This window comes from Rhodococcus coprophilus NBRC 100603 (assembly GCF_001895045.1).
GTDB classification, from domain to species: domain Bacteria; phylum Actinomycetota; class Actinomycetes; order Mycobacteriales; family Mycobacteriaceae; genus Rhodococcus; species Rhodococcus coprophilus.
The window spans coordinates 1-24719 of sequence record NZ_BDAM01000010.1; the positions used below are offsets into that span (position 1 = coordinate 1).

General features: G+C 67.5%; 25 protein-coding genes and 1 riboswitch. Of the genes, 9 read left to right on the plus strand and 16 right to left on the minus strand.

The window, feature by feature from the left end; genetic code table 11:
- Positions 1 to 1005 (minus strand): glucose-6-phosphate dehydrogenase (coenzyme-F420) (gene fgd / locus RDCOP1_RS16590; RefSeq protein WP_072702792.1); only part of this gene is annotated, 1005 nt, incomplete at its 3' end.
- A gap of 263 nt (positions 1006 to 1268) precedes the next feature.
- Between fgd and RDCOP1_RS16595 the strand changes: the two genes are divergently transcribed.
- The 3 genes from RDCOP1_RS16595 (at position 1269) to RDCOP1_RS16605 (ending at position 3704) form a co-directional block, all read left to right on the plus strand.
- Positions 1269 to 2033, plus strand: coding sequence for an SDR family oxidoreductase (locus RDCOP1_RS16595; protein ID WP_072702795.1), 765 nt, complete (start codon positions 1269 to 1271; stop codon positions 2031 to 2033).
- A gap of 201 nt (positions 2034 to 2234) precedes the next feature.
- Positions 2235 to 2885, plus strand: coding sequence for a DUF998 domain-containing protein (locus RDCOP1_RS16600; RefSeq protein WP_169848917.1), 651 nt, complete (start codon positions 2235 to 2237; stop codon positions 2883 to 2885).
- 45 nt (positions 2886 to 2930) lie between these two features.
- On the plus strand, positions 2931 to 3704 hold the full coding sequence (locus tag RDCOP1_RS16605) for a sulfite exporter TauE/SafE family protein (RefSeq protein WP_072702798.1): 774 nt from the start codon (positions 2931 to 2933) through the stop codon (positions 3702 to 3704).
- 51 nt (positions 3705 to 3755) lie between these two features.
- Here RDCOP1_RS16605 and cobU read toward each other — a convergent pair whose 3' ends face one another.
- The 7 genes from cobU to RDCOP1_RS16640 all read right to left on the minus strand — a co-directional run bounded on the left by cobU (position 3756) and on the right by RDCOP1_RS16640 (position 10184).
- Entirely contained in the window at positions 3756 to 5093 is a 1338-nt protein-coding gene (cobU, locus tag RDCOP1_RS16610) for a bifunctional adenosylcobinamide kinase/adenosylcobinamide-phosphate guanylyltransferase (protein WP_072702801.1), read from the minus strand.
- Positions 5093 to 5902: an ABC transporter ATP-binding protein gene (locus tag RDCOP1_RS16615; protein ID WP_072702804.1), complete on the minus strand. Its 810-nt coding sequence runs from the start codon at positions 5900 to 5902 to the stop codon at positions 5093 to 5095. The genes cobU and RDCOP1_RS16615 overlap by 1 nt, the downstream gene beginning before the upstream one ends.
- Complete coding sequence (locus RDCOP1_RS16620) at positions 5902 to 6861, minus strand: FecCD family ABC transporter permease (RefSeq protein WP_231923082.1); 960 nt, start codon at positions 6859 to 6861, stop codon at positions 5902 to 5904. Before RDCOP1_RS16620 ends, RDCOP1_RS16615 begins: the two co-directional genes overlap by 1 nt.
- A gap of 62 nt (positions 6862 to 6923) precedes the next feature.
- The gene (locus tag RDCOP1_RS16625; RefSeq protein WP_072703705.1) at positions 6924 to 7805 is read right to left on the minus strand and encodes an ABC transporter substrate-binding protein; all 882 of its coding nucleotides are present in this window, start codon (positions 7803 to 7805) and stop codon (positions 6924 to 6926) included.
- 88 nt (positions 7806 to 7893) lie between these two features.
- A riboswitch (cobalamin riboswitch) is annotated at positions 7894 to 8042 on the minus strand.
- Between the two features lie 28 nt (positions 8043 to 8070).
- Entirely contained in the window at positions 8071 to 9294 is a 1224-nt protein-coding gene (locus RDCOP1_RS16630; protein ID WP_072703708.1) for an O-succinylhomoserine sulfhydrylase, read from the minus strand.
- The gene (locus RDCOP1_RS16635; RefSeq protein WP_072702810.1) at positions 9291 to 9701 is read right to left on the minus strand and encodes a rhodanese-like domain-containing protein; all 411 of its coding nucleotides are present in this window, start codon (positions 9699 to 9701) and stop codon (positions 9291 to 9293) included. The genes RDCOP1_RS16630 and RDCOP1_RS16635 overlap by 4 nt, the downstream gene beginning before the upstream one ends.
- Positions 9702 to 9749: 48 nt before the next feature.
- The gene (locus tag RDCOP1_RS16640; RefSeq protein WP_072702813.1) at positions 9750 to 10184 is read right to left on the minus strand and encodes an Rv0361 family membrane protein; all 435 of its coding nucleotides are present in this window, start codon (positions 10182 to 10184) and stop codon (positions 9750 to 9752) included.
- Between the two features lie 289 nt (positions 10185 to 10473).
- On the opposite strand from RDCOP1_RS16640, the gene RDCOP1_RS16645 reads away from it, so the two are divergent.
- Both RDCOP1_RS16645 and RDCOP1_RS16650 read left to right on the plus strand, forming a co-directional pair.
- Complete coding sequence (locus RDCOP1_RS16645) at positions 10474 to 11871, plus strand: FAD-dependent oxidoreductase (protein WP_072702816.1); 1398 nt, start codon at positions 10474 to 10476, stop codon at positions 11869 to 11871.
- A gap of 187 nt (positions 11872 to 12058) precedes the next feature.
- A complete protein-coding gene (locus tag RDCOP1_RS16650; protein ID WP_072702819.1) occupies positions 12059 to 13135 on the plus strand; it encodes an alkene reductase in 1077 nt (358 codons plus the stop codon).
- Positions 13136 to 13181: 46 nt separating this feature from the next.
- Here the strand turns inward: RDCOP1_RS16650 and RDCOP1_RS16655 are convergent, their stop codons facing one another.
- From RDCOP1_RS16655 to purT, 7 genes are all read right to left on the minus strand, one after another.
- Positions 13182 to 14237 (minus strand): ABC transporter substrate-binding protein, encoded by a 1056-nt coding sequence (locus RDCOP1_RS16655; RefSeq protein ID WP_072702821.1) that lies wholly within the window; start codon positions 14235 to 14237, stop codon positions 13182 to 13184.
- A gap of 37 nt (positions 14238 to 14274) precedes the next feature.
- On the minus strand, positions 14275 to 15021 hold the full coding sequence (locus tag RDCOP1_RS16660; RefSeq protein WP_169848918.1) for an ABC transporter permease: 747 nt from the start codon (positions 15019 to 15021) through the stop codon (positions 14275 to 14277).
- On the minus strand, positions 15018 to 15749 hold the full coding sequence (locus RDCOP1_RS16665) for an ABC transporter permease (protein WP_231922897.1): 732 nt from the start codon (positions 15747 to 15749) through the stop codon (positions 15018 to 15020). Before RDCOP1_RS16665 ends, RDCOP1_RS16660 begins: the two co-directional genes overlap by 4 nt.
- A 35-nt stretch (positions 15750 to 15784) precedes the next feature.
- On the minus strand, positions 15785 to 16621 hold the full coding sequence (locus RDCOP1_RS16670; protein ID WP_084722665.1) for an ABC transporter ATP-binding protein: 837 nt from the start codon (positions 16619 to 16621) through the stop codon (positions 15785 to 15787).
- An 8-nt stretch (positions 16622 to 16629) separates the two neighbouring features.
- Entirely contained in the window at positions 16630 to 17475 is an 846-nt protein-coding gene (locus tag RDCOP1_RS16675) for a TauD/TfdA family dioxygenase (RefSeq protein ID WP_072702827.1), read from the minus strand.
- A gap of 152 nt (positions 17476 to 17627) precedes the next feature.
- Positions 17628 to 18110 (minus strand): DUF456 domain-containing protein, encoded by a 483-nt coding sequence (locus tag RDCOP1_RS16680; RefSeq protein ID WP_072702830.1) that lies wholly within the window; start codon positions 18108 to 18110, stop codon positions 17628 to 17630.
- Positions 18107 to 19312, minus strand: coding sequence for a formate-dependent phosphoribosylglycinamide formyltransferase (purT, locus tag RDCOP1_RS16685; protein ID WP_072702833.1), 1206 nt, complete (start codon positions 19310 to 19312; stop codon positions 18107 to 18109). The genes RDCOP1_RS16680 and purT overlap by 4 nt, the downstream gene beginning before the upstream one ends.
- Before the next feature lie 45 nt (positions 19313 to 19357).
- Here purT and RDCOP1_RS16690 point away from each other — a divergent pair, with 45 nt between their 5' ends.
- Together RDCOP1_RS16690 and RDCOP1_RS16695 are read left to right on the plus strand one after the other, a co-directional pair.
- Complete coding sequence (locus tag RDCOP1_RS16690) at positions 19358 to 22099, plus strand: vitamin B12-dependent ribonucleotide reductase (RefSeq protein WP_072702836.1); 2742 nt, start codon at positions 19358 to 19360, stop codon at positions 22097 to 22099.
- A gap of 21 nt (positions 22100 to 22120) precedes the next feature.
- The gene (locus tag RDCOP1_RS16695) at positions 22121 to 22552 is read left to right on the plus strand and encodes a hypothetical protein (protein ID WP_072702839.1); all 432 of its coding nucleotides are present in this window, start codon (positions 22121 to 22123) and stop codon (positions 22550 to 22552) included.
- Positions 22553 to 22571: 19 nt separating this feature from the next.
- Here RDCOP1_RS16695 and RDCOP1_RS16700 read toward each other — a convergent pair whose 3' ends face one another.
- The gene (locus RDCOP1_RS16700; protein WP_072703717.1) at positions 22572 to 22985 is read right to left on the minus strand and encodes a VOC family protein; all 414 of its coding nucleotides are present in this window, start codon (positions 22983 to 22985) and stop codon (positions 22572 to 22574) included.
- A 113-nt stretch (positions 22986 to 23098) separates the two neighbouring features.
- On the opposite strand from RDCOP1_RS16700, the gene RDCOP1_RS16705 reads away from it, so the two are divergent.
- Both RDCOP1_RS16705 and RDCOP1_RS16710 read left to right on the plus strand, forming a co-directional pair.
- On the plus strand, positions 23099 to 23479 hold the full coding sequence (locus RDCOP1_RS16705) for a nuclear transport factor 2 family protein (RefSeq protein WP_072702842.1): 381 nt from the start codon (positions 23099 to 23101) through the stop codon (positions 23477 to 23479).
- Positions 23480 to 23573: 94 nt separating this feature from the next.
- Positions 23574 to 24671: a CaiB/BaiF CoA transferase family protein gene (locus RDCOP1_RS16710; RefSeq protein ID WP_072702845.1), complete on the plus strand. Its 1098-nt coding sequence runs from the start codon at positions 23574 to 23576 to the stop codon at positions 24669 to 24671.
- The last annotated feature ends 48 nt before the right edge of the window (positions 24672 to 24719 follow it).

Sequence of the window (24719 nt, forward strand, 5' to 3'; positions counted from 1 at the left end):
TGCGCGCAAACGAGGCGCCAAATCCCGCTCGAACAACTCCAAAAACCGCCGCTGATCATGACCCGGCGCATGAAACACCAAATGATTCAACCCCGCATCCACATACGCCCGCACCGCATCGACCGCCTCATCCGGATCCGACGCCACAATCCACCGCTTCGCCACCTGCTCGATCGGCAACGCATCCGCCGCCGCCTCCATCTCCACCGGATCATCGATGCTGTGCTTCTGCTCCGGCGTCAACGACAACGGCGCCCAAAACCGCGTGTTCTCCAACGCCCTGCCCGGATCGGTGTCATACGAAATCTTGATCTCGATCATCTTGTCGATCCCCGCGACATCACGCTCGGCCTTCGCCGCACCCTCCGCCACCGCCGGCAACAACTTCTCCGTATACAACTCCATCCCCTTACCCGAGGTGCAGATGAACCCATCACCCGCCCGGCCCGCATACCGCGCCACCACCGGACCCCCCGCCGCCACATACACCGGAATCCCACCCTCGGGCACGTCATAGATCGACGCCCCCTTCGCCGAATAGAACTCCCCCTCGAAATCCACCCGATCCCCACCCCACAGCTCACGCATCAACGCCACCGACTCCCGCAACCGGGCGAAGCGTTCCTTGAACTCCGGCCACTCCCCCACATAACCGGTCGCGATCTCGTTGAGCGCCTCCCCCGTCCCCACACCCAGAAACACCCGCCCCGGATACAGACACCCCATCGTCGCGAACGCCTGCGCGATCACCGCCGGGTTGTACCGAAACGTCGGAGTCAACACACTCGTACCGAGCTGCAACCGCTGCGTCCGTTCCCCCACCGCCGTCATCCACGCCAGCGAAAACGGGGCATGCCCGCCGTTGTGCCGCCACGGCTGGAAATGATCCGACACCGTCGCCGAATCCATCCCGTGCGCCTCGGCGAGCACCCCGAGTTCGACCAGCTCACGCGGTCCGAACTGCTCCGCCGACGCCTTGTATCCCAACTTCAATTCCTGAGCCACCGATTCCTCCGACCGTCGTAATGCAACTTCCCCGAGTATGCCCCTCCGGTCGGGACCGGCGGCATGCCCCGAAAAGGTCTCGAAAGGAGCAGTGCTCCAACGGTCATCGGGTTCAAATCGGCTGGACCTGACCCGCATGTCCCCGGCTGGGCCTCGGGGCAGGTGCGCGGAGCTTCGTCGGGCCCGCGCGGACGTGCCGTACTCGGCGACCATGCCGGAACGAGTCGCAGTGTCTAGGCTCCCCCAACATCTAGGCTCCCCCCATGAGCAGACCCAGCGTGTTCGTCACCGGCGCCGCATCCGGAATCGGACGAGCCACCGCACTGCAGTTCGCGCGACACGGCTACCGCGTCGGTGCCTTCGACGTCGACGCGGCAGGATTGCAGAGCCTCGCCGCTGCGCAGCCCGACATCGTCACGGGCATTCTCGACGTCACCGACGCCGACGCCTGGGCCCGTGCACTCTCGGAGTTCTGCCCGGACGGACAGCTCGACATCCTCGTCAACAACGCCGGCATCCTGTCGTCCGGTCCGTTCGAGGACACCCCACCCGAGCGACACCGCCGGATCATCGACGTCAACGTCACGGGCACCGTCCTGGGCTGCCACAGTGCCTTCGAATATCTGCGCCGCACCCCGGGCGCGCAGGTGGTCAACCTCTGTTCGGCGTCGGCGATCTACGGGCAACCCGACCTCGCCACCTACAGCGCTTCCAAATTCGCGGTACGCGGTCTGACGGAGGCTCTTGAACTCGAATGGAGCCCGCACGATATCCGGGTGTTCGCGTTGTGGCCGTTGTTCGTCGACACCGCGATGACGGAGGAGATGAGCGTCGGTGCCGTCCGCACGCTGGGCATCCACTTGACTCCCGACGATGTCGCCGAGGCACTCTACGACGCGACCCGCGGGCGTGCCTGGGGCCGGGTGCACCGCGCGGTGGGATGGCAGGCACGACTGCTCGCGGCAGTCGCGCAGGGCTCACCGGCGAGGTTCAATCGACTGGCCAACAAGTGGGTGACACGCCGCTGACCGCCGGTCCATACCGGGACCGGCACACGGTGCTGCTTCGGACGTCGCTGCGGGGAGAGGAAGAATCGGACATACGTCGACCTCGCCGAACTGTCAGCCGCCGGATCACGTTGCGCACCTGCCGGAACAACTTGTTTCGAGGACCCGCAGAACTTCGAAATCGACGGCGTAGAAGTGGTTGATCCTGCGACGATGGAGCGCGTGGGCAGCGTCGAACGAGTAACAACCAGCGAAGCCGGACCGAGCCGCGAGCGTCCGGGCGCACCCTGGTGGGCCGTGGTCTCGGCCGCGCTCGCTCCCGTTTCGTTGACCGCGGGGTGGGTGATCGCGGGCGCGGTACAACCACCGGAATACAGCGCTGTGCGGCAGAGCCTGAGCGTGCTCGCCAGCCACGGCGGTGCCGAGCGCTGGATCATGACGACGTCGCTGTTCGTGCTCGGTGCCTGCCACGTCGTCACGGCCCTGGGCCTGACATCTTTGCGACCTGCCGCGCGTCTCGTTCTCGGCGGCGCGGGAGTGTCGGGAATCGCGCTCGCAGCACTTCCCCAACCGGCCGGGGGATCCGCGTCGGAACATGTCGCATCCGTCGTCATCGGCTCGGTGTTGATCGCGGTCTGGCCCGCGTTCGTCGGCTCGTCCGGCCGCTCGCAGTCGTTCGTTCTCAGCGTCCGCGGGTCGGCAGCCGCCACCACGGTATTCGTTGCGCTGACTGTGGCATTCCTGATCTCCGCTCAGGGTGGGAACTACTTCGGGCTCGTGGAGCGGGTAGGGATCACACCCGAAACGGTGTGGCCCCTCGTCGTCGTTCTGGCCTTGCGGCGCAGTGCACGCCGGGAGGTAAGCGTGTCGTAGAACGCGCCGCCTCGAACCCGTCAGCCCGTCCGTAGACTCCGAGCAGTGACACCGCTGGAGTTGTTTCTCGTCGCCCTTGCCGGGCTCGGCGCCGGCGCCATCAACTCCCTCGTCGGCTCCGGAACCCTCATCACCTTCCCGACCCTCGTCGCGTTCGGTGTCCCACCGGTCACCGCGACCATGTCGAACGCGATCGGACTCGTCGCGGGTGGCGTTTCCGGAACATGGGGATATCGCCGCGAGTTGCGCGGCCAGTGGCCGACGTTGCGGTGGCAGATTCCCGCTTCGATCTCCGGTGCGCTGATCGGGTCGTGGCTGCTGCTCCACTTGCCGGAGACGGTCTTCGAAACCGTCGTGCCGGTGCTGTTGATCCTCGCGCTCGTTCTCGTCGTGCTCCAACCGCAGATCCAGAAGTGGGTGCTGCGGCGCACCGACGGTGACCCGGACGGGCGGATCGGCCCGGTGCGGATGATTCTGCTGGTGGTCGGCACTTTCGCTGTCGGCATCTACGGCGGATATTTCACCGCCGCGCAGGGGATTCTGCTGATGGGTTTGTTCGGGGCGCTGCTCACCGAACACATCCAGCGTCAGAACGCCGCGAAGAATCTGCTCTCGTTGCTCGTCAACATCGTCGCGGCCACCGCATACATTCTCGTGGCGTTCGACCGCATCGATTGGACGGTGGTCGTGTTGATCGCCGTGGGATCGCTGATCGGCGGATATCTCGGTGCCCGCTTCGGCCGGCGTATGTCCCCGACGGTGTTGCGTGCGGTCATCGTGACCGTCGGGCTCATCGGTCTGTACCGGTTGCTCGCCTGATCGGCCTTGCGCGTCAACGCGTCACGCCCGATCCCGCTCCGCGCAGGTTCGTCACCGCAACGTCAGCGGGATCCCCGCGACGACGAGCGTGACCGTCTCCGACACCGCAGCCACGGAGGCATTGAGACGCCCGAGGGTGTCACGGAACAGGCGGCCCGATGCACTGCCCGGGACCACACCACTGCCCACCTCGTTGCTCACCGCGACGACCGGAACCGGGCACCGCTGCCACGCGTCGAGGAGTTCGGTGATGTCGGCGTCGACTGCGCCCATGTCGCCGCCGTTCCACACGTCGTGCAGATCCATGCGCGCGGTGAGCCAGGTGCCGAGACAGTCGATCAGCAGGGGATCGGTCGCCGCGCGCAGAACGGCACTCACATCCGAAGTCTCCACCGTGGACCACGATTCGGGCCGCCGCTCGCGGTGCAGCGCGACCCGCTGCGCCCACTCGGCGTCCCCGGCACGGGTCCCACCGGTCGCGACGTAGGTGACAGCGCGGTACGACGCGAGCAGTTCTTCGGCGTGCCGTGACTTACCCGAGCGCACACCTCCGAGAACCAGCGTCCGGTGCGCCTGCTCGGCCTTGTCCCCCACACGCACCACCTCTCCGTCGGTCCCGGGCCGGGCCCCGCACTCTCGCAGTCGCTCCCGCAACCGGGTGATCGGCGGGTTGTGGTGGCCGAGGTGCACCGCGACCACCTCCGTCGTCTCGGTAGCGGCACCGCACCCGCGCAGCGCGGAGACGGTGTCGAAGAATTCCGGCAGCCCGTGGTGCCCCGAGCCCAGATCGGAACGATCGCCGAAGGTCTCTTCGAGGAACACCGCGTCGAACCGCGCGTCGCGAACGGCGTCGAACCACTCGGGCGGAAGCGGGCCGGTGTCGCACGCCCACAGGATCCGGGACCCGTCAGGACCGGTCAGGTCGTAGAGCACCGCGTCGCCCTCGCGGAACACCTGGTGCCGTGCGGGTAGAACACGCACCGCATAGCCGCCGACGGTGAGCGTGTCGCCCGCCTGGACCGGCACGAACCGAACCGGATCGTCCGGGCCTGCCCACGGCCGGCACGCGTCGAGCGCATCCGCCGGACCCACCACCTCGACGACGTGCCCCACGTCGACCCAGGAGCGGAACAACAGTGCCTGCGCTCCGAGGTGGTCGGTGTGGGCGTGGGTGAGCAGGATGTGGCGCACGTCCGCGAGCGTCCGGCCGAAACGCACCGCGGCGCGCGGGGCTTCGGGGCCGCAGTCGAGCATGAGCACGTCGTCGATCAGCGCGGCGGTCTGCCCGCGGATGTCGCCTCGACGCGCGGCATCCTGACAGGACGCGCACCCACAGAAGGGGTTGGGCCAGCCGTCCGCCGCACCGGTGCCCAGCAGCATTACGTCCATCACGGCGCCTTCCACGGGTCGCGAAGCGGGAGCACGGCACGCCCGGCGGGCCGGTCGAGGATCTCGACCCGCGCCCCGTAGACCTGCGCAATCCGGTCGACCGTGAGCACCGCGGCCGGCGTTCCGTCCGCGACGACCCGCCCGCGGTCCAGGAGCACCAACCGGTCACCGTACTGCGCCGCCGACGTCAGGTCGTGCATCGCGGCGATCACGGTCAGATCGCTCTCGGTACGCATCGAGTCCACGAGTTCGAGTACCTGCTGCTGATGACCGATGTCGAGTGCGCTGGTGGGTTCGTCGAGCAGCAGGACCCGTGGCTCCTGCGCCAGCGCGCGCGCGAGCACCACCCGTTGCAACTCGCCGCCCGACAGTTCCGTCGCGAACCTGCGTGTGAGCGGCCCGAGTTCGAGGCGCTCGACGACACGGTTCACGATCGTGAGATCGCGTTCCGTTTCCGATCCGAACCGCGCGATGTGTGGTGTGCGGCCCAGCCGGACGAGTTCCTCGACGGTGACGCCCTCGGGCACGACGGGGCGCTGGGGCATCAGCGCGACCGTGCGAGCGGTCACCCGCCGCGCGGCCCTGCCCGGGCTCACGGATGCGATTCGGACTTCTCCGCTCGACGGCACGAGTCCGGCGAGAACGTGCAACAGAGTGGTCTTGCCGGATCCGTTGGGTCCGACGAGCGAGACCCACGCGCCGGGCGGCACCACGAGATCGACGTCGTGGAGCACCTGGACGCCGCCGCGGGTGGCCCCGACGTGCCGGCACGTCACGGCGGGCGACGGGCCGGAACCTTCACCGGACATCAGGCACCTCGGCTTCGTCGGAGCACAAAAAGGAAGAAGGGCGCGCCGATTGCTGCGGTGACCACGCCGATGGGCAGTTCCGACGGTGACATCACGGTGCGGGCAACCACATCGGAGAGCACGAGGAACGTCGCGCCGACCATGAGCGAGAGCGGCAGCAACATGCGGTGCCCCGGCCCGACGAGCAACCTGACCGCGTGTGGCACCACGATGCCGACGAAGCCGATCAGTCCGCTCGCCGAGACCACGGCCGCCGTGCCGAGGGTGGCGACGCAGACGAGGAACAAGCGCACGCGCGCAGGGTTGATTCCCAGGCTCGCCGCTTCGACGTCGCCGACGGCCATCACGTCGAGGGTGCGGCGATGCAAGGCGATGATCGCGACGGTGACCACGACGTACGGGAGGACCACCCTGACGTCGGTCCAACCGTCGGTGGACAGTCGGCCGAGCATCCAGGAGTACACCTGGCGCAAGGTGTCGTCGTGCAACTGCATGAAGAACGTCTGGATGGCGTTCGCGAACGCCGCCACGGCCACACCAGCGAGGATGATGACGACTTCGGAACGCACCCCGCCGACCGAGCGCCCGAGCGCGTAGGTCGCGCCGACGGCGAGCAGGCCGCCGGCGAACGCGGCGACAGGCACCCCGGCAAAGCCGGCGGCGCCTCCCACGACGATCGCGAGCGTCGCACCGAGTCCGGCCCCGCTCGACACACCGAGCAGGTAGGGGTCGGCCAGCGGGTTCCGGAAGACGCCCTGGTAGGCCGCTCCCGCGACCGCGAGCATCGCTCCGACGAGTACTCCCAGCACGACGCGCGGCATGCGGATGTTCCACAGGATCGCTTGCTGACGCGTCGAGAGACCGGACTCGACGTCGACGAGCGGCAGCCGGTCCACGATGTCGAGGAGCACGCCGCGCGGTGTGAGCCCGGCCGGGCCGACGAGGATGCTCACCAGCATCGCCGCAAGGAGGAGGATCGCCGCACCGCCCAGCACGACGGCGCGGCGACGCGGCGTCGCGATCAAGGTGCGGTCTGGGCCGCGGGAATCCCGGTGACGATCCTGGCGACTTCGCGCATCAGATCCACCACGCGCGGTCCCCACCGACTGGCGATGTCCTCGTCGAGGACGTAGACATGCCCGTCGCGGACCGCGGTGAGTTCGTTCCACCCCGCCCGCTGCGCCACGTTCTCGGGGGTGACACCGCAGCACTGTCCGTCCGCGAGGAAGACGACGTCCGGGTTCTCTTCGAGGATGAACTCGGACGACAGCTGCGGATACCCGATCTCTCCGGTCGCGATCGACGTGAGCCCCAGCATCGAGAAGATCTCGCCGATGTAGGTGTCGTCGGTGACGGAGTAGTAGGTGTTGTCGAGTTCGTGGTAATACCGAAGCGGCACTTCGTGTTCGGGCAGACCGGCGAGGATCTCGTCGACCTCGGTTCGCATCTGCGCGACCAGTTCGGCGGCGTCTGAGACATGTCCGGTGGCAGCACCGACCTGCTCGATCTGCGCGTACGTGTCGTCGAGGGTCGTTGCCGCGGGGAGGATCAGGGTTTCCACGCCGGCCTGTTCGAGTCCGGCGACGAGATCCGCGGTGTCGGCGTTGGCGACCACCAGGTCGGGTTCGTACCCGAGGATCGCTTCGACGTTGGGGGTGTATCCGGACAACTCGGTGACCGGTACGCCTGCCGGGTAGTCGGATTGGTCGTCGACGGCGATCACCTGATCGCCGGCACCGACTGCGTACAGCAATTCGGTGCTCACCGGGCTGAGCGACACGATGGCACTGGGCGTGTCGGTTGCAGCAGTATCGGGGGCGTCGTCGACGGCGCCACACGCCGTCGCCAGCACAGCACAGGCGGTGATTGCGGCCGCCAGCAACCGCGGGGAATCGAGGGGCACAGCCATCCTCCGTAGCTCGGAGGACGAAAACAGTACGGCTGCAACATCGGGAGTTGCGGCACGTGACCGTCCTTCGTCCGAGGATCAGTACGTGCCCGCGGCGCCGGCTGACCTGGCTTCCCCGGTGGAGTGCCGGGGTTCACAGTTGCGGGGACAGCGCCGGATTCTCACCGGCTTCACCGTAACGCTGCGGGTGCCCTGCCCTACTGGCAGAGCACCCGCAGCGTATCCCACAGTCTTTCCGGCTCGGAAGAGTGCTACCCGATCAGGAGAGTGCCTGTTCGAGGTCTTCGAGCAGATCCTCGGGATCTTCGAGACCGACAGAGAGGCGCACGACGCCGTCGGTCAGCCCGATCGCGGCCCGCCCCTCCGGGCCCATCGCGCGATGGGTGGTGGTCGCCGGGTGGGTGATGAGCGACTTCGAGTCACCGAGGTTGTTCGAGATGTCGACGATGCGCAGCTTGTTGAGCAGTTCGAAGGCACGCTTCTTGCCTTCGCCTTCGGGAGCGTCGAGTTCGAAGGTGAGGATCGTGCCGCCCCCGCTCATCTGCGAGCGCGCGAGGGCGTGCTGCGGATGCGACTCGAGGTACGGGTACTTGACCCAGCGCACCTTCTCCTGCGTCTCGAGGAACTGTCCGAGGCGCAGTGCGGAATCGACCGCGGCGCGCACCCGGATCGGCATCGTTTCGAGGCCTTTGAGCAACGTCCATGCGTTGAAGGGGCTCAGCGCCGGACCGGTGTGGCGAATGAGCTGCTGCACGGGGCCGTCGATGTAGTCCTTGGGCCCGAGGATCGCGCCGCCGAGCACGCGGCCCTGGCCGTCGATGTGCTTGGTGCCCGAGTACACGACGACATCCGCACCGAGATCGATGCTGCGCTGCAAAAGAGGTGTCGCAAAGACGTTGTCCAGCACCACTTTTGCTCCGGCGGCGTGAGCCATCTCGGAAACGGCACGCACATCGACGAGGGTCTGCATCGGGTTCGAGGGCGTCTCGAAGAACACGGCGGTGGTGGGCACGGACAACGCCTGTTCCCACTGGTCGAGGTCTTCTCCGTCGACGAACACCGTCTCCACACCCCATCGGGGCAGGATCTCGTTGCACACCACGAAGCACGAGCCGAACAGGCTGCGCGCCGCGACGAGCCGGTCACCCTTCCCGAGCAGGGCCGCGAGTGCCGTGAACACGGCGGACATACCGGACGCTGTCGCGTAGGCACCCTCGGCGCCGTCGAGCAACCGCAACCGCTCCTCGAACATCTTCACGGTCGGGTTGCCGTACCGCGAGTACACGAAGTGGTCGACTTCACCGGTGAACGCCGCCTCGGCGGCCTCCGCCGATTCGTATACGAAACCGGAATTGAGGTACAGCGCCTCGGAGGTCTCCTCGAAGCCGGAACGCAAGGTCCCGCCGCGCACACCGAGGGTGGCGGGACGCACCCCGTCGGGCAGACGGCGCTCGAAGGCGCCGCCCTTGGGGATGGAACTCACGATTGCCTCCACGGCAGGCCCGCTGCTCGCCAGCCCTCGGCGCCGCGGTGCCCGTCGTCGGCGAGCGCACCTTCGAAGCCTTCGAGGATGTTGTAGGCAGGGGTCAGGCCCGCTGCGGTCGCCGCCTCGGCAGCACCGATCGAACGCTGGCCCGAGCGACACAGGAACATGACGGGACCGCCGGAGACCCCGGCCTTCGCCAGGTCGTCCACGAACGTTCGGTTCGGGGCACCGTCCGGGTGGCGAACCCATTCGACGAAGACGGTCCGGCGGCCGAGCGACGAGGTCTCGGGGACCCCGACGTATTTCCATTCGGCGTCGGTTCGTACATCGACGAGCACGGCATCCGGGTTTTCCCGCAGCAGCTCCCAAGCTTCCTGCGGCGTTATGTCACCTGCGTAGCTCACCAGGACATGTTTTCACAGGTCACGGCCTGCCGTGCACGCGGGAGGTGGTCAGAACGTGCAGACTCGCCAGACCGAGTCGACCCGGACGACCTGCCAAGTCTCGATCTGCGACGTCCCGTCGACGGTCGCGCGCACGTCCACGGTCGCGCGGTCGCCGTCCACCGCGATGTCCTGGGTGGCCTGCAACTGCACGTTGCCCTCGACGTCGGCGAGCGGCGCTTCTTGTGCCGGCAGCTCCGCGCAGCGCAGGCGCGCGAGGATGTCGGTGTCGTTCTCGTTGTGCGCGCTGACGTAGTCGGCCACCGTACGGTCGATCCGCTCGTCGTCGCTCAGTTCGTTCTGCGCGGGCGACAACATCTGAGCTCCCACGACACCCAGGATGAGCAACACGACGATCAGCAACGCCCCCATGAAAGGCCAGGGGGTACCGCCGTCGGGGCCGTCCGCGGCGGGTTCGGGATCGGGTGTTCGACGCTGTGCCATACCCCCGATCGTATCCCCGGCCGGATTGCAGCCGGTCACGGAGCATTTGCCGAATAAACCCTCTCGAGGTAGGAATTGTGGCGTGGAAACCACTCAGCTCGTTCGACGCCTCGCCGTCGACCTGTGCCGTATGAGTGCCCACATGTGTTGTCGCTGAGGCGATTCTCTCGACGGTTCTCTCATTTCACCCATACCGTCCTTCCCCGCGCACTGCGCCCGCCCACTGAGGGCAGCCTTAATTTAAGCTGGATATGTCCGTCCGCTCACCGAAGAGGTAGTTGATCCCCTGATGACTGATCAGACTCGTCCCCTTCGCGTCGCGATCGTCGGTGCCGGTCCCGCCGGTATCTACGCCGCCGATGCGCTCATGAAGTCCGACACTGCGCAGGATCCGGGAGTCAGCATCGACCTGTACGAGCGGATGCCGGCGCCGTTCGGCCTGATCCGCTACGGCGTCGCGCCGGATCACCCCCGCATCAAGGGCATCATCACCGCCCTGCACAAGGTGCTCGACAAGCCGAACATCCGGCTGCTCGGCAACCTCGACTACGGCACCGACTTCACGCTCGACGACCTGAACCGCTTCTACGACGCGGTGATCTTCTCCACCGGCGCGAACGCCGACCGGGCGCTGAACATCCCCGGTGTCGACCTCGACGGAAGCTACGGCGCGGCCGACTTCGTCTCCTGGTACGACGGCCACCCGGACGTGCCGCGCGAATGGCCCCTCGAGGCCGAGAAGGTCGCGGTGCTGGGCGTCGGCAACGTCGCGCTCGACGTCGCACGCGTTCTCGCCAAGACCGGCGACGAGCTGCTGCCGACCGAGATCCCGCCGAACGTCTACGAAGGCCTCAGGAACAACAAGGCCGTCGAGGTGCACGTGTTCGGGCGTCGCGGCCCGGCGCAGGCCAAGTTCACACCACTCGAACTGCGCGAACTCGATCACTCCCCCACCATCGAGGTTATCGTCGACCCCGAGGACATCGACTACGACGAGGGCTCGGAGCATGCTCGGCGCACGTCGAAGCAGGTCGACATGGTTGCCAACACCCTGCAGGACTGGGCGATCCGCGACGTGGGCAACCGCCCCCACAAGCTGTTCCTTCACTTCTTCGAGTCGCCGCACGAGATCCTCGGCGAGGACGGCAAGGTCGTCGGCCTGCGCACCGAGCGCACCGAACTCGACGGCACAGGGAACGTCCGCGGAACCGGCAAGTACCGCGACTGGGACGTGCAGGCCGTCTACCGCGCGGTCGGCTACCTGTCGCAGAACATCGCCCAGCTGCCGTTCGACGAGCAGGCGGGCACCGTCCCCAACGAGGCGGGTCGCGTCCTCGAGAACGAGGCCGGCGACGGTCCGCAGCGCTTCATGCCGCACACCTACGTCACCGGCTGGATCAAGCGTGGTCCCGTCGGCCTCATCGGCCACACGAAGGGCGACGCCAACGAGACGGTCGCGAACCTGCTCGAGGACCGCTCGGCGGGTCGCCTGAACACGCCCGAGGAGCCGTCGGAGGACGCGGTGGTGAAGTTCCTCGAGGGCAAGCAGTTGCCGTACACCACGTGGCAGGGCTGGTACCGCCTCGACGCGCACGAACGCAGCCTCGGCGAGGCCGAAGGCCGCGAGCGTGTGAAGGTCGTCGAACGCGAGGACATGTTCCGCGCGTCCGAGCCGCACAAGGCCTGATCCACCGGCTTCTCCGCCCGGTGACGCCTCGCGTCGCCGGGCGGAGTTGTATGTGCGGCCTGTACTGCGGTGATGGGAAATGATCGGCTCCGACGGGCCGCGGTCGGCCGCCGCGATCGGCGGTGACCCTTCTCATAGCCGGCCCGGCATCGGGAATCCCGGCCGCAGGGACCCTGTTGCGCAACGAATGGATCTGTTCACACCTGTCACACTCGGCGACCTCGAACTCGGCAACCGCATCGTCATGGCTCCCCTGACCCGCCTTCGCGGCGGACCGGAGGGCATCCCCGGCGACCTGATCGCCGAGCACTATCGGCAGCGGGCCGGTGTCGGACTCGTCATCGCGGAGGGGACCTACGTCAGCTTCGAGTCGCAGGCCTTCGTCGGACAGCCCGGCATCGTCACCGACGAGCAGGCCGAGGGCTGGCGGCGGGTCGCCGACGCGGTGCACAGCCGTGGCGGCCGCATCGTGCTGCAATTGATGCACGGCGGCCGGGTCACCCACCCGGATGTGAACGGGGGCCGGCGCGTCGTCGCACCGAGTGCGATCGCGATCGACGGGGAGGTCCACACGACCGCCGGCAAGCAGCCGTACCCGGTACCGCACGCGTTGACGACCGACGAGGTCAAGGCAGTCGTCGACGACATCGTCGCCGCGGCGCGCCGGTCGATCGAGGCAGGCCTCGACGGCGTCGAGATCCACAGTGCCAACGGCTACCTGCTGCACGAGTTCCTCTCACCGGCGTCGAACCAGCGCACCGACGAGTACGGAGGTTCGGTCGAGAACCGGATCCGCCTCGTCGTCGAGGCGGTGACCGCCGCGGCGGAGGCCGTCGGTGCGGGGCGCGTCGGGCTGCGTATCTCCCCCGAGCACAACATCCAGGACGTCCTCGAGACGGACCGCGAGGACGTATCCGCGGTCTACGGCGCCCTCGTCGACCGGTTGCGGCCCCTCGGCCTGGCGTATCTGTCTGTGCTGCACAGGGAACCGACCGGAGAGTTCGTGCAGGAACTGCGACAGCGCTTCGGCGGCAAGGTGATCGCCAACAGCGGCTTCTCGTCGCCGACCACGCGCGACGAAGCCGTACGCCTGATCGAGGATTCCCACGCGGACGCGGTCGCGGTGGGCCGCGCGGTGCTCGCCAATCCCGATCTCGTCGAGCGGTGGCGCAACGAACACCCGGAGAACGCACTCCGGCCGGAGCTGTTCTACGGACCCGGCGCCGAGGGATACACGGATTACCCTCGCCTGCAAGAGGTCTGATCCCTACCCGCCCTTCGGGTGCGTGGTGGCCGGAGCACGCCGTCCCTCACTGGGAGGAACGCGCCTCGGCCACCACCGCGAGGTCGACGAAAGATGACGGCTCGGGAAGGTTTTCGTAGCCGCCGGCCGTGAGTGCCTGCCACATGGGCCCTTCCATCTGGGCCACATCCATCGAGAAGAGTCCGCTCGGACTCTCGACGAGCGGCACCTGAAGTTCTGCCTGGCGAATCTGCTGTGCTTCCTCCAAGCCCAGGTCGACGCCGTACTTCCCGACCGCGAGTTGTGCCGCGGCCGCAGGATCGGCGAGGTAGTCCTCCCAGCCGCGCATGGTGGCGCGCATGAATCGCACGATCTTGTCGCGGTTCGCGTCGAGGGCTGCGCGTTCGACGAAGACGAGGTCGGCGTACTGCGTCGAACCGAGTTCCGAGAAGGTGACCACCTCGTAGCCGTCACCCTTACGCAACCCGTACTGCTGCTCCAGTGTGATCGGCTGATTGGTGACGAAACACGTGTAGCAGTCGCCTTGGCCTTCGACCAGCGGGCTCGGGTCGAATCCGACCGGCGTGAAGTCGTACACCGGGTCGAGTCCGGCCCCGATGAGCACCGCGTCGAGGGTGGTCTGAATACCTTCCTGCCCGAGGATGCGGGCACTCGCGAGGTCTTGCGGAGTCCGAATGGGCTTGTCGGACAAAGACAACAGCCCTGCCGGTGAAACCTGGAACTGCGCACCGAGCGCCACGAAGTCGTTGCCCTGACCGATCGCGGTGTAGAGGTCGGCGGCGCCGGCCGCGACACCGATGTCCGCGGACCCCGCGGCGACCGCCTGCATAGGAGTGGGCGCGTTCGGACCGCCCCCCTGGAATTCGACGGTGAGCCCTTCCTCGGCGTAATAGCCTTTGTCGTCCGCGACGTAGTATCCGCCGAACTCGGTGTTGAGGATCCAACCGAAAGCGACTCGCACAGTGTCGGAATCGGTTGTGGAGTCTCCCGATCCACAAGCGGCGAGAGTGCCTGCCGCAGCGAATCCGAGGGCACCGACAGCGGTTCCGCGCAGGAAGGTGCGCCGGCTCAGGCCGGGTCCGGTGAACGGGTGAGCGGACATGATGGCTCCTGGTGAGAGTCGAGGATGAGGCGATCGGTCAGGTCAGCCGGGCAACGGCCCGGTCGGCCACGGCACGTGCCGCGAAGAAGAGCGTGGTGGAGACGACCGTGGCGACCACGGCGACACCCCACGCGTGCTGGTTCTGGCTGTAGGTGATGGAACTGGAGAACATCTTCCCGAGTCCGCCTGCTCCCATGAGGTATTGGCCCAGCAGCACGGCCAGTACCGCCGTCGGCGCGCTCACCCGCAAGGCGACGAGGAATCCCGGCAGGGCGTGCGGAAGCAGCAACCGCCTCAACCGCACTGCTTTGTTCGCCCCGAGGACGGTGTACACGTCCCCGAGTGATGCGGGTGGAGTGGCCAGCCTGGCGCCGACGAACACGAATGCCGGCAGGAAGCAGATGATGGCGGTCACGACGAAGACCGTGAGCTGTCCGTACCCGAGCACACGGGCGAGCACGGGGATCATCGCCACGACGGGCACCGAGTTGAGAAGCAATGCCATCGGGGTGAGCACTCCCGCGACGAGGCGGGACGACCACACCAGCACCGCGCAGGTTCCGCCCGCCAGAAGTCCTGCGGCGAGCCCGCCCAGAGACAGGCCCAGGGTCGGCAGCAGTGCGGTGACGTACGCGTCCCGGTCCCGGATGATCGCGGCGAACACGTCCTGCGGGTAGGGCATCACGATCTGGTTGAAGTCGTTGACGGCGACCACAGCCCACCACACGAACAGCAGGACCGGCAGAATCCAGTACCGCGCCACGACGGCACGGACGGCGCTCACGAGAACCTCCGGTGCACGGGGACCGCGAGGACCCGAACGGACGTGTACGCGGCCAGGGACAACACCACACATCCGATGGCCGCCGCCCACAGCAACGGAATCTGATAGTTGTTCATCGCGCTGACCAACAGCACTCCGAGTCCTTTGGGCGCCCCGAACCATTCGCCGAGCACCGCCCCGAGGACCGCGGCCGTCACAGCGAGTCCGGCTCCGTCCGTCACCAGCGGCGCGGTGTGCGGGAGTTGCAGGTACCGCAGACGCGACCATCGGGACGATCCGAGGGCGGTGTGCACATCGGATTGCGCTGCGGGTGCCGATGCCAATCCTGCGGACGTCGCGACGAAGATCGCGAATCCGGCACCCATGGCCGCGACGACAGTCGCGGTGTGCACGCGCCCGACCGTACTGACCAGAAGTGGCGCGATCGCGATGAGCGGTACCGCATGGACGATCGTGGCGAGGCGGTCGAGGCCGGGCGCGGTCCACCTCGCCACCACGGTGACGCACGCGAGCGCGCCACCCACGACCGCTCCCAGCGCGAATCCCGTCAGCGCCGACGTCGCGGTGGCACCGAACGCGCGCAACAGCGTGGCCTGCACCGTGTCGCTGCCTGCCACATATGCGACGACGTCGCTGAGCGGTGGCCAATTCTTCCCGAACAGTTGCAGACGGCCGATCGTCTCGAACACCACGAGCAGTGCAGCACCACCGACGATGTTCGACGCCACGGCCGGAACGTGAACTGCCCGGGTGAGACCCGGGATCACGTCGCGGGTCCGTCGAGCAACGCGGTGAGCCGGTCGACGATCTCGTGGAACCGGGGGTCGCGGGTCACCTCCGCCGGCCGGGGCCGGGGCAGGTCGACGTGCTCGAGGTGCCGTACCCGGCCCGGCCGTCCGGTGAGCACCACGATCCGGTCGGCGAGCAGAACCGCTTCGGCGACATCGTGGGTCACCAGCACCGTCGTCGACCCCGCGTCGGCCCAGATACGCGCGAGTTCGAAGTTCATCCGGCGCCGGGTCACCGCGTCGAGCGCTCCGAACGGTTCGTCCAGCAGCAGCACATCGGGATCGAGAGCGAGCGCCCGGGCGATGGCGACACGCTGGCGCATTCCCCCGGACAACTGCTTCGGTCGTGCCTTCTCGAAACCACGAAGCCCGACAAGTTCGACGAGTTCGTCGACGCGACCGGAGTCGACCGTCCGTCCGGCGATGCGGAACGGCAATGCGATGTTGTGCCACACGTCCGACCACGGCATCAGTGCGTGTTCCTGGAACGCGACGCCGAGCCTCCGCGAGGCCACGAGATCGGCGGGTCCCTTTCCCTCGATCAGAACGGTTCCCGCGGTGGGTTCTTCGAGACCGGCGAGCAGGCGCAGCACGGTGGACTTGCCGCAACCGGACGGGCCGAGGAGCGCGACGAACTCACCTCGCTCCACCGTGAGATCGAATGCTTCGACGGCGGTGAGCTCACCGCGTCGTCGCCCGAGCGGATATGCCTTGGATACGGCCTTCAGTGCGATTGCCGGAGTGTGTTGCCTGTCGGCAACTTTCGCTGCGGCCTCCGCGTATGCCGTTCCGCGGTGCAGGGCGGCACTCATGGCCGGGCTCAGCCGGCCAGCGCCGCGAGATCGGGTACGACGATGTCGAGTTGATTCGCCGGTACAGCAACCGCGTCGGTCGTCCAGCCCCAGATCGAGTAGAGCTCCCTCGCCGGATCGGTGTACCCGTCGCGTCCGTGCAGCAGCCGGTAGTTGTCGACGCAGATCATGTCGCCGGCGCCTGCGCGAAACATCGGACCGTTGTCGCGGACGTGCAGCACGGTGTCGCTCCAGCGTCCGATCATCTCCGCGTCCTCGGGTCGAGTCGAGCCCGGAACGGGAGCGAGGTACGGGTGATACCGGGCTTGCACACGGCCACTGGCCACGGTGCGCACGATGGGTGAGTACGTACCCTGAGGAAAGTTCGGTTCCGAATGGTCGATGTCGACGCTCCGGCAGAATTCGGCGAGGTCGGCGGTCGCGGGGTCGGCTGCGAGCAGTTCGGACAGCTTCCACGCGTCGATGAGGAACGAGTCGCCACCGGACTCTGCGGGGCGTTTGCACCACAGGAAGAGATAATCGGGAGCGTAGTCGCCGAATGCAAAACCGTCGTTGTGCGCGGTCATTCGTTCGCCCGGGTTTCCGAACGACCGCTTTCGTCCGCGCCCGTCGACCGGCTGCGCATCGACGACGGCGGCTTCACGCTCGTGATTGCGCATGCTCGCCTCGAACTGACGTCCGAGACGTACCAGCTTGTCGCCCAAAACTTTCGACGCGAAGTCGAGCGCCTGCTCCTCGGTGTGGATTCCTCCGACGACGGCAGCTCCGTCGGCCTCGATCACGGCTCGCGCCTGGGCCGGCGTGTCGATCCGTTCGGGCACCACACCGGCTTCTGTCAATCGTGACGAGAACATCCCACCTCCGGTGGCAGCGACGTGACTGTCGGTGGGTTCGACGCTGAACCGCTGATGGCAACGACGTTAGGCCCCGGCACATTTCAACGGCGTAACACATCGGATCGAGCGCGTAAACATCACCGGTCCCGGCCTGAGCAGGAGGTGGACTCCTACCAGAACAACACCGCGGCGAGCCACGCTCCCGCCGCGATCAGCGCCCCGAACAGTTCCACGAGGATCGACAATCCCGCAGCCTTCGTCGCCGCCACGGTGGACCGCCACGCGTCGGTATGGGTGCGGTGCCGCTGCACCTCCGAGACGTACACGCCCAGCAGGAAGCCGAGTACGAGGCCGATCACCGGGATCACGAAGAAGCCCACGATGCCGACCAGCCCGCCGATCATCAGCGACCGGTTCGGTACACCGGCCTGCTGCAGACGCCGACCGGGCCAGGTGTACTTCACGACGGCGGTGACCACCAGCGCGAGCGCCGCGATCGCGAAGACCGTCCACGCAACCGCACCGCCGGTGACGAACGCCCACACCGCGATGGCCGCGAAGATGAGCAACGTGCCCGGCAGAATCGGCAGGACGATACCGAGGAGCCCGACGAGGATGACGAGGCCGACGAGGACCTCCGCGCCTGCGCTCACGAAGCGGTAGGCCGTACGCGTGACGCGGCTTCGGTCGCGCGTGCACGTGCGGTCTCGATGTCCGCCGCGGTCGACACCGCGACCCCCATCCGGCGCCGGCGGAACGATTCGGGCTTGCCGAACAGTCGCAGGTCCGTTTCGGGCACCCGCAGCGCGTCGGCGACCCCGTCGAATGCGATGCCCGTGGCGTCGACTCCGCCGTAGATCACCGCGGACGCCCCCGGGGTGAGCATCGTGGTGTCGACCGGCAGCCCGAGGATCGCACGGGCGTGAAGTTCGAATTCGGAGTAACGCTGGGTGCGCAACGTGACCAGTCCGGTGTCGTGCGGGCGAGGACTGACCTCGGAGAAGTAGACCTCGTCGCCCTTGACGAACAGCTCGACGCCGAAGACGCCGCGGCCGCCGAGCGCCGCGGTCACCGCCGCGGCGACCTCACGGGCACGTGCGAGAGCAGCCTCGCTCATCGGTTGCGGCTGCCACGACTCGACGTAGTCGCCGTCGCGCTGCACATGCCCGATGGGATCGCAGAAATACGTCTCGACCTCGCCCGACTCGCCGATCGCCCGCACGGTGAGCTGCGTGATCTCGTAATCGAAATCGACGAATCCCTCCACGATCACGGTGCCGTGGTTGATGCGTCCCCCGGCGAGCGCGTACTCCCACGCACCGGCGAGGTCGTCGGCCGAACGCACCGTCGACTGGCCCTTGCCCGACGAGGACATCACGGGCTTGATCACACACGGGAATCCGACCTGCTCGGCGGCGGCCCGGACTTCGTCGAGGGACTGCGCGAACCGGTACGGCGACGTGGGCAGGCCGAGTTCTTCGGCTGCGAGCCGGCGGATGCCCTCGCGGTTCATGGTCAGCTGGGTCGCGCGGGCGGTCGGGATGACCTCGGCGAGCCCGCGTTCTTCGACCACAGCCAGCGCGTCGGTGGCGATGGCCTCGATCTCCGGCACCACCAGGTGCGGACGCTCCGCCTCGATGATCGCCAGGAGGGCCTCGGGATCACTCATGTCCACCGTGTGAGCACGGTGCGCGACCTGCTGGCCGGGCGCGTTCGAGTAGCGGTCGACGGCGATGACCTCGACGCCGAGTCGTTGCAGCGCGATGATCACCTCTTTGCCGAGTTCCCCGGAGCCGAGGAGCAGAACACGGGTGGCAGACGGAGACAGCGGAGTGCCGAGACGCGGTGGGACCATAGTGGGACTATATGTGGCATCGATCGCCGTCCCTGGAGGAAAGCGATGACCAGTGCAGTGCCTCACAGCAGCACCCGGCAGTCCGGGGCCGTCTCGTCCGCCGATGCGCGCGCGGACGCCCGATTCTTCACGCGAGCGGGCGTCGATCCGGCCGACGAAGTGGACTGGCAGCGACGCGACGCGCGGATCGTCCACCACGGCACCGGCAAGGTGGTGTTCGAACAGACGGGAGTCGAGTTTCCGGCGTTCTGGTCCCAGAACGCCACCGACATCGTCACCCAGAAGTACTTCCGGGGACAGCTCGGCAGCGACCGGCGCGAACAGTCGTTGCGTGATGTGGTGGCCCGGATCGTCGACACGATCACGGCCTGGGGGCACACCGACGGCCATCTGGACGACCCGGAAGCGTTCGCCGCGGAATTGACGTTCTTGCTGCTCCATCAGCGGGCTTCGTTCAACAGCCCGGTGTGGTTCAACATCGGCGTGCCCGACAAGCCACAGCAGGCCAGTGCGTGTTTCATCCTGTCGGTCGACGACAGCATCGACTCGATTCTCGAGTGGTACCGGCAGGAAGCACTGATCTTCAAGGGCGGGTCGGGAGCGGGGGTGAACCTCTCGCACATCCGGTCGTCGGCCGAACCCCTGACCGGTGGGGGTGTCGCGTCCGGGCCGGTGAGCTTCATGCGCGGCGCCGACGCCTCTGCGGGCACCATCAGATCGGGCGGCAAGACCCGGCGGGCCGCGAAGATGGTGATCCTCGACGTCGCTCATCCCGACATCGAGGAGTTCGTCGAGTGCAAGGCCATCGAAGAGCGGAAGGCGCGGGTGCTCGCAGAGGCCGGTTTCGACATGAGCCTCGACGGTGCCGACACCTATTCGGTCCAGTACCAGAACGCCAACAACTCGGTGCGGGTGACCGACGACTTCATGCGCGCGGTGGTCGACGACACGGAATGGCCGCTGCGCGCCGTCGTCACGGGCGAAGTGCTGCGTACCGTTCGTGCCCGGGACCTCTTGCAGCGCATCGCGGCCGCGACGTGGGAATGCGCCGACCCCGGCATGCAGTACGACTCCACGATCAATGCCTGGCACACCGCTCCGGCGACGGGCCGGATCAACGCGTCGAATCCGTGTTCGGAGTACATGCACCTCGACGACTCGGCCTGCAACCTCGCCAGCCTGAATCTGCTGACCTTCCTCCGCGAGGACGGTACGTTCGACGTGGCCGGATTCCGGCACGCCGTCGCGGTGATGCTCACCGCCCAGGAAATTCTCGTGGGCCGCGCCGACTACCCCACAGGCAAGATCGGGGAGACGTCCCGGCGGTTCCGGCAACTCGGCCTCGGATACGCGAATCTCGGTGCGCTGCTGATGGCCTCGGGTCTGCCGTACGACAGTGATGCGGGTCGCGCATGGGCGGCAGCCGTCACCGCGCTGATGACGGGAGTCGCCTACGAGGTCTCCGCACAACTCGCCCAGCGCCTCGGACCGTTCGACGGGTTCCCCGAGAACCGCGAGCCGATGCTCGGGGTGCTCGCCAAGCACCGGGGAGCACTCGACGACATCGACACCGACCTCGCGCCGCCGGAAGTCCTGTCCGCCGCTCGCGAGTCGTGGGATCGCGCGATCGCCGACGGCACCGCACACGGCGTGCGCAACAGTCAGGTGTCCGTGCTGGCACCGACCGGCACGATCGGTCTGGCGATGGACTGCGACACCACCGGCATCGAACCGGATCTGGCCCTCGTCAAGACGAAGAAACTTGTCGGCGGTGGATCGCTGTCCATTGTCAATCGCACTGTGCCGCGCGCACTGTCGCGACTCGGATACGACCCGGCGCGGGTGGCGGACATCGTCGCGTATCTGGACCTCCACCACACGATCGACGGCGCGCCGCACGTCCGGGACGAAGACCGACCGGTGTTCGCGACGTCCATGGGCGACAACGTGATCGCGCCGCGCGGGCACGTGGGGATGATGGCGGCGGTCCAGCCGTTCCTGTCGGGTGCGATCTCCAAGACCGTGAATCTTCCCGAATCGGCGACGGTGGAGGACATCTCCGACCTGTACGTCGATGCGTGGCGGCTCGGGCTCAAAGCCCTCGCGGTGTATCGCGACAACTGCAAACTGGGTCAGCCGTTGTCGGCTACGGCCCGCCCGGCGGACCGGGTCGCGGCCACAGCGCCCCTACCGGCGCCCAGGCGCGAACGGATGCCACGCACCCGGCGATCGCGCACCTTCGAGTTCCGGGTCGCCGACTGCAAGGGCTTCGTCACGGTCGGCGAGTACGCCGACGGCAGGCCCGGTGAGATGTTCCTGCGCGTGTCGAAACAGGGCTCGACTCTTGCCGGGATCATGGACGCGTTCTCGATGTCGGTCAGTTACGGCCTGCAGTACGGGGTTCCGTTACGCACGTTCGTCCGGGCGTTCACGAGTACCCGTTTCGAGCCGGCCGGGATCACCGACGACCCCGATCTCCGGATCGCCACGTCGATCCTCGACTACATCTTCCGGCGGCTCGCGGTGGACTACCTCGATCCGGAGGAACGCACCGAATTGGGGATCCTGACGAGCGAGGAACGTACCGTCCCGGATGCGCCTGCGCTCTCCGCCTACACGGGTACCTCCGCGGAGACACCCGCGACGCCACCGGCACCCGGTGGCCTCACCGCGTCGTCGCCGGGCAACCCGGATGCGCCGTACTGCATGCAGTGCGGGGTCCGCATGCAGCGCGCCGGTTCGTGCCACGCCTGCCCGTCGTGCGGGAGCACCAGCGGATGTAGCTGAGGGGTGCCCCATACTGGCGCGATGGATCTGGGGGTCGACACCGAACTGACTTTGCTGGCGGCGGGGCTGATCTTTCTGGCCGCGCTCGGGCTGGGGGTATGGAAGTACCGGCAGATGACGACCTCTGCGGATCATCTCGCGCATCCGTACGTCGACATCGCGCACCGCTCCGCGCTGCTGTATGCGTTCGCGACGCTGCTCCTCGCGGTGTTCGTGGAACTCAGTGCGTGGCCCACACCGGTGAACCTGGTTGCCCCGGCGGTCGTCGTCGTGTTCTTCGTCGGCGCGATCGCCAGTTATGTGTGGCACGGCGCCGCGCGCGACACCACCAACCAGTTCGCGCATCCGGTCCGCGGTACGGGAGCGGCGATGGTCGCGTTGATCGCCGGGGAGATGGGCGGCTTCGCGGTGTTGCTGTCCGGATTCGTGTGGGGCACATTCCTCGCCGGGTGAGCCGGCCGGCGGTTCGACGTCAGGACTGTTCGGCGTCGGTTCCGGCCTGCATGTCGGTTCCGGCCTGCATGAGGGAGAGCACGTTTCCGTGCGGATCGCGGAACCATGCGACACGGGACCCGTCGGGTGCGGTCCACGCATCGTGGTCGTCCTGGTCCATCCCGTTGTACCGGATGAAGTCGACGCCCTTGTCGCGGAGCCGGTCGACGGTCGCGTCGAGGTCGGCGACCCGCCAGCCCAGCGCGGTGTAGCCGGTCTCTCCCCTCGACTGCACCAGCGTGATCCTGACGCGGGCGCCGTCGCCACCGTCGATCACCAGGACGAACGGATCGCGCCCGAGCTTCGGGAACTGCAGGGTGTCGACGTAGAACATCTCCGAGACGTCCAGGTCCGTGCTCGGAACGAAGCTCACGAGTTGTCCTGTGATCAGCATGTGTTCCACTGTGCCCGGCACGGACCTTCCGGGCGGTCGATTCCGCGGATTCGGGCCCACCCGGGGCCGGACGAACGATGTCGACGTCAGGGCCGGAACGCTAGGCTTCGATCATGAGTACCTCCGAGATCGCTACCGTTCTGGCCTGGCACGAGGCCGTCAACAGCAACGACATGGACACACTCCTCGAGCTGTCGAGCGACGACATCGTGCTTCCTACCGACGACGACGACGCCGATCAGGGTCTCGACGAGCTGCGTGAGTGGGCGACCACCTCCGGGGTCACCCTCGAGCCCGGACGGATGTTCGTCCATGCGGGCATCGTGGTCGTCGAAGAGCGCGCGACGTGGGCGGGCGAGCCGGGTACCCCGGTCGACGAGGCGATCGCCTTCCGCGTGGTCGACGATCAGGTCGTCATGGTGGTGCGGCACGACAACCTCGAAGAGGCATTCGAAGCGACCGGGCTGAGCGAGGCCGACCTGTACGAGGCGTGATCTTCGACACCGTGACCACGCTCATATTGCTGAGCGATCGCTAAGGTACTGTCCCGGTCGGAGAGTCCCTACGCATCGGAGTGAGGTTCGACGAGTGTCCGCTGAAGCTGTTGAGAAGAAGGGCCCGCTCGCGGGCATCCGCGTCGTCGAGTTCAAGGGGCTCGGTCCAGGACCACACGCGGCGACCCTGCTCGCCGACCTCGGTGCGGACGTCGTGATCGTGCAGCGTCCCGGCGAGATCCCGCCCGCCGGACACCGCGACCCGATTCAGCGCAATCGTCGCGTCGTCGAGGCGAACCTCAAGGACCCCGCGGACGTCGAGAAGGTGCTCGGGTTGCTCGAGCGCGCCGACGTGCTCATCGAGGGCTTCCGGCCGGGCGTCACCGAGCGCCTCGGCCTCGGACCGGACGTGGTGCTCGAGCGCAATCCCCGGATCGTCTACGGCCGCATGACCGGCTGGGGACAGGAAGGCCCGCTCGCGAATGCCGCCGGCCACGACATCAATTACATCTCCCTGACCGGCGTGCTGCACGCGATCGGCCGGGAGGGCGAACGCCCGGTGCCGCCGCTCAACATGGTCGGCGACTTCGGCGGCGGCTCGATGTTCCTCGTCTTCGGCATCCTCGCGGCGCTCGTCGAGCGGCAGACCTCCGGTCGTGGACAGGTCGTCGACGCGGCGATGGTCGACGGCGCCCTCGCCCTGTCGCACATGATGTGGTCTTTCCGCGGCCAGGGTGCGTGGTCGGACGAGCGTGGCGTGAACATGCTCGACACCGGCGCCCACTTCTACGAGGTGTACGAGACTTCGGACGGCAAGTACATGGCCGTCGGCGCGATCGAACCGCAGTTCTATGCGCTGCTGCTGAAGGGCCTCGAGCTCGATCCGGCCGATCTGCCGCACCAGCTCGACAAGGCCGCGTGGCCGGAGATGAAGAAGGTGTTCGCCGAGAAGTTCCTTACAAAGACCCGCGACGAATGGTCCGAGGTGTTCCTCGGTACCGACGCGTGCGTCTCCCCGGTCCTCACCTTCGCGGAAGCACCGCAGAACGCGCACCTCGTGGCACGCGAATCGCTCATCGAGATCGACGGTATCGTCCAGCACGCTCCCGCGCCGCGCTTCTCCCGCACCCCGTCGGGCGAACCGGCAGCACCGGCCGCCGAGGCGACCGACATCGAGACCCTCTGGGTCTGACACAGCCGAGCGTCGACCGGTGCCCCGTCGGAACTTCCAGCGGGCCAC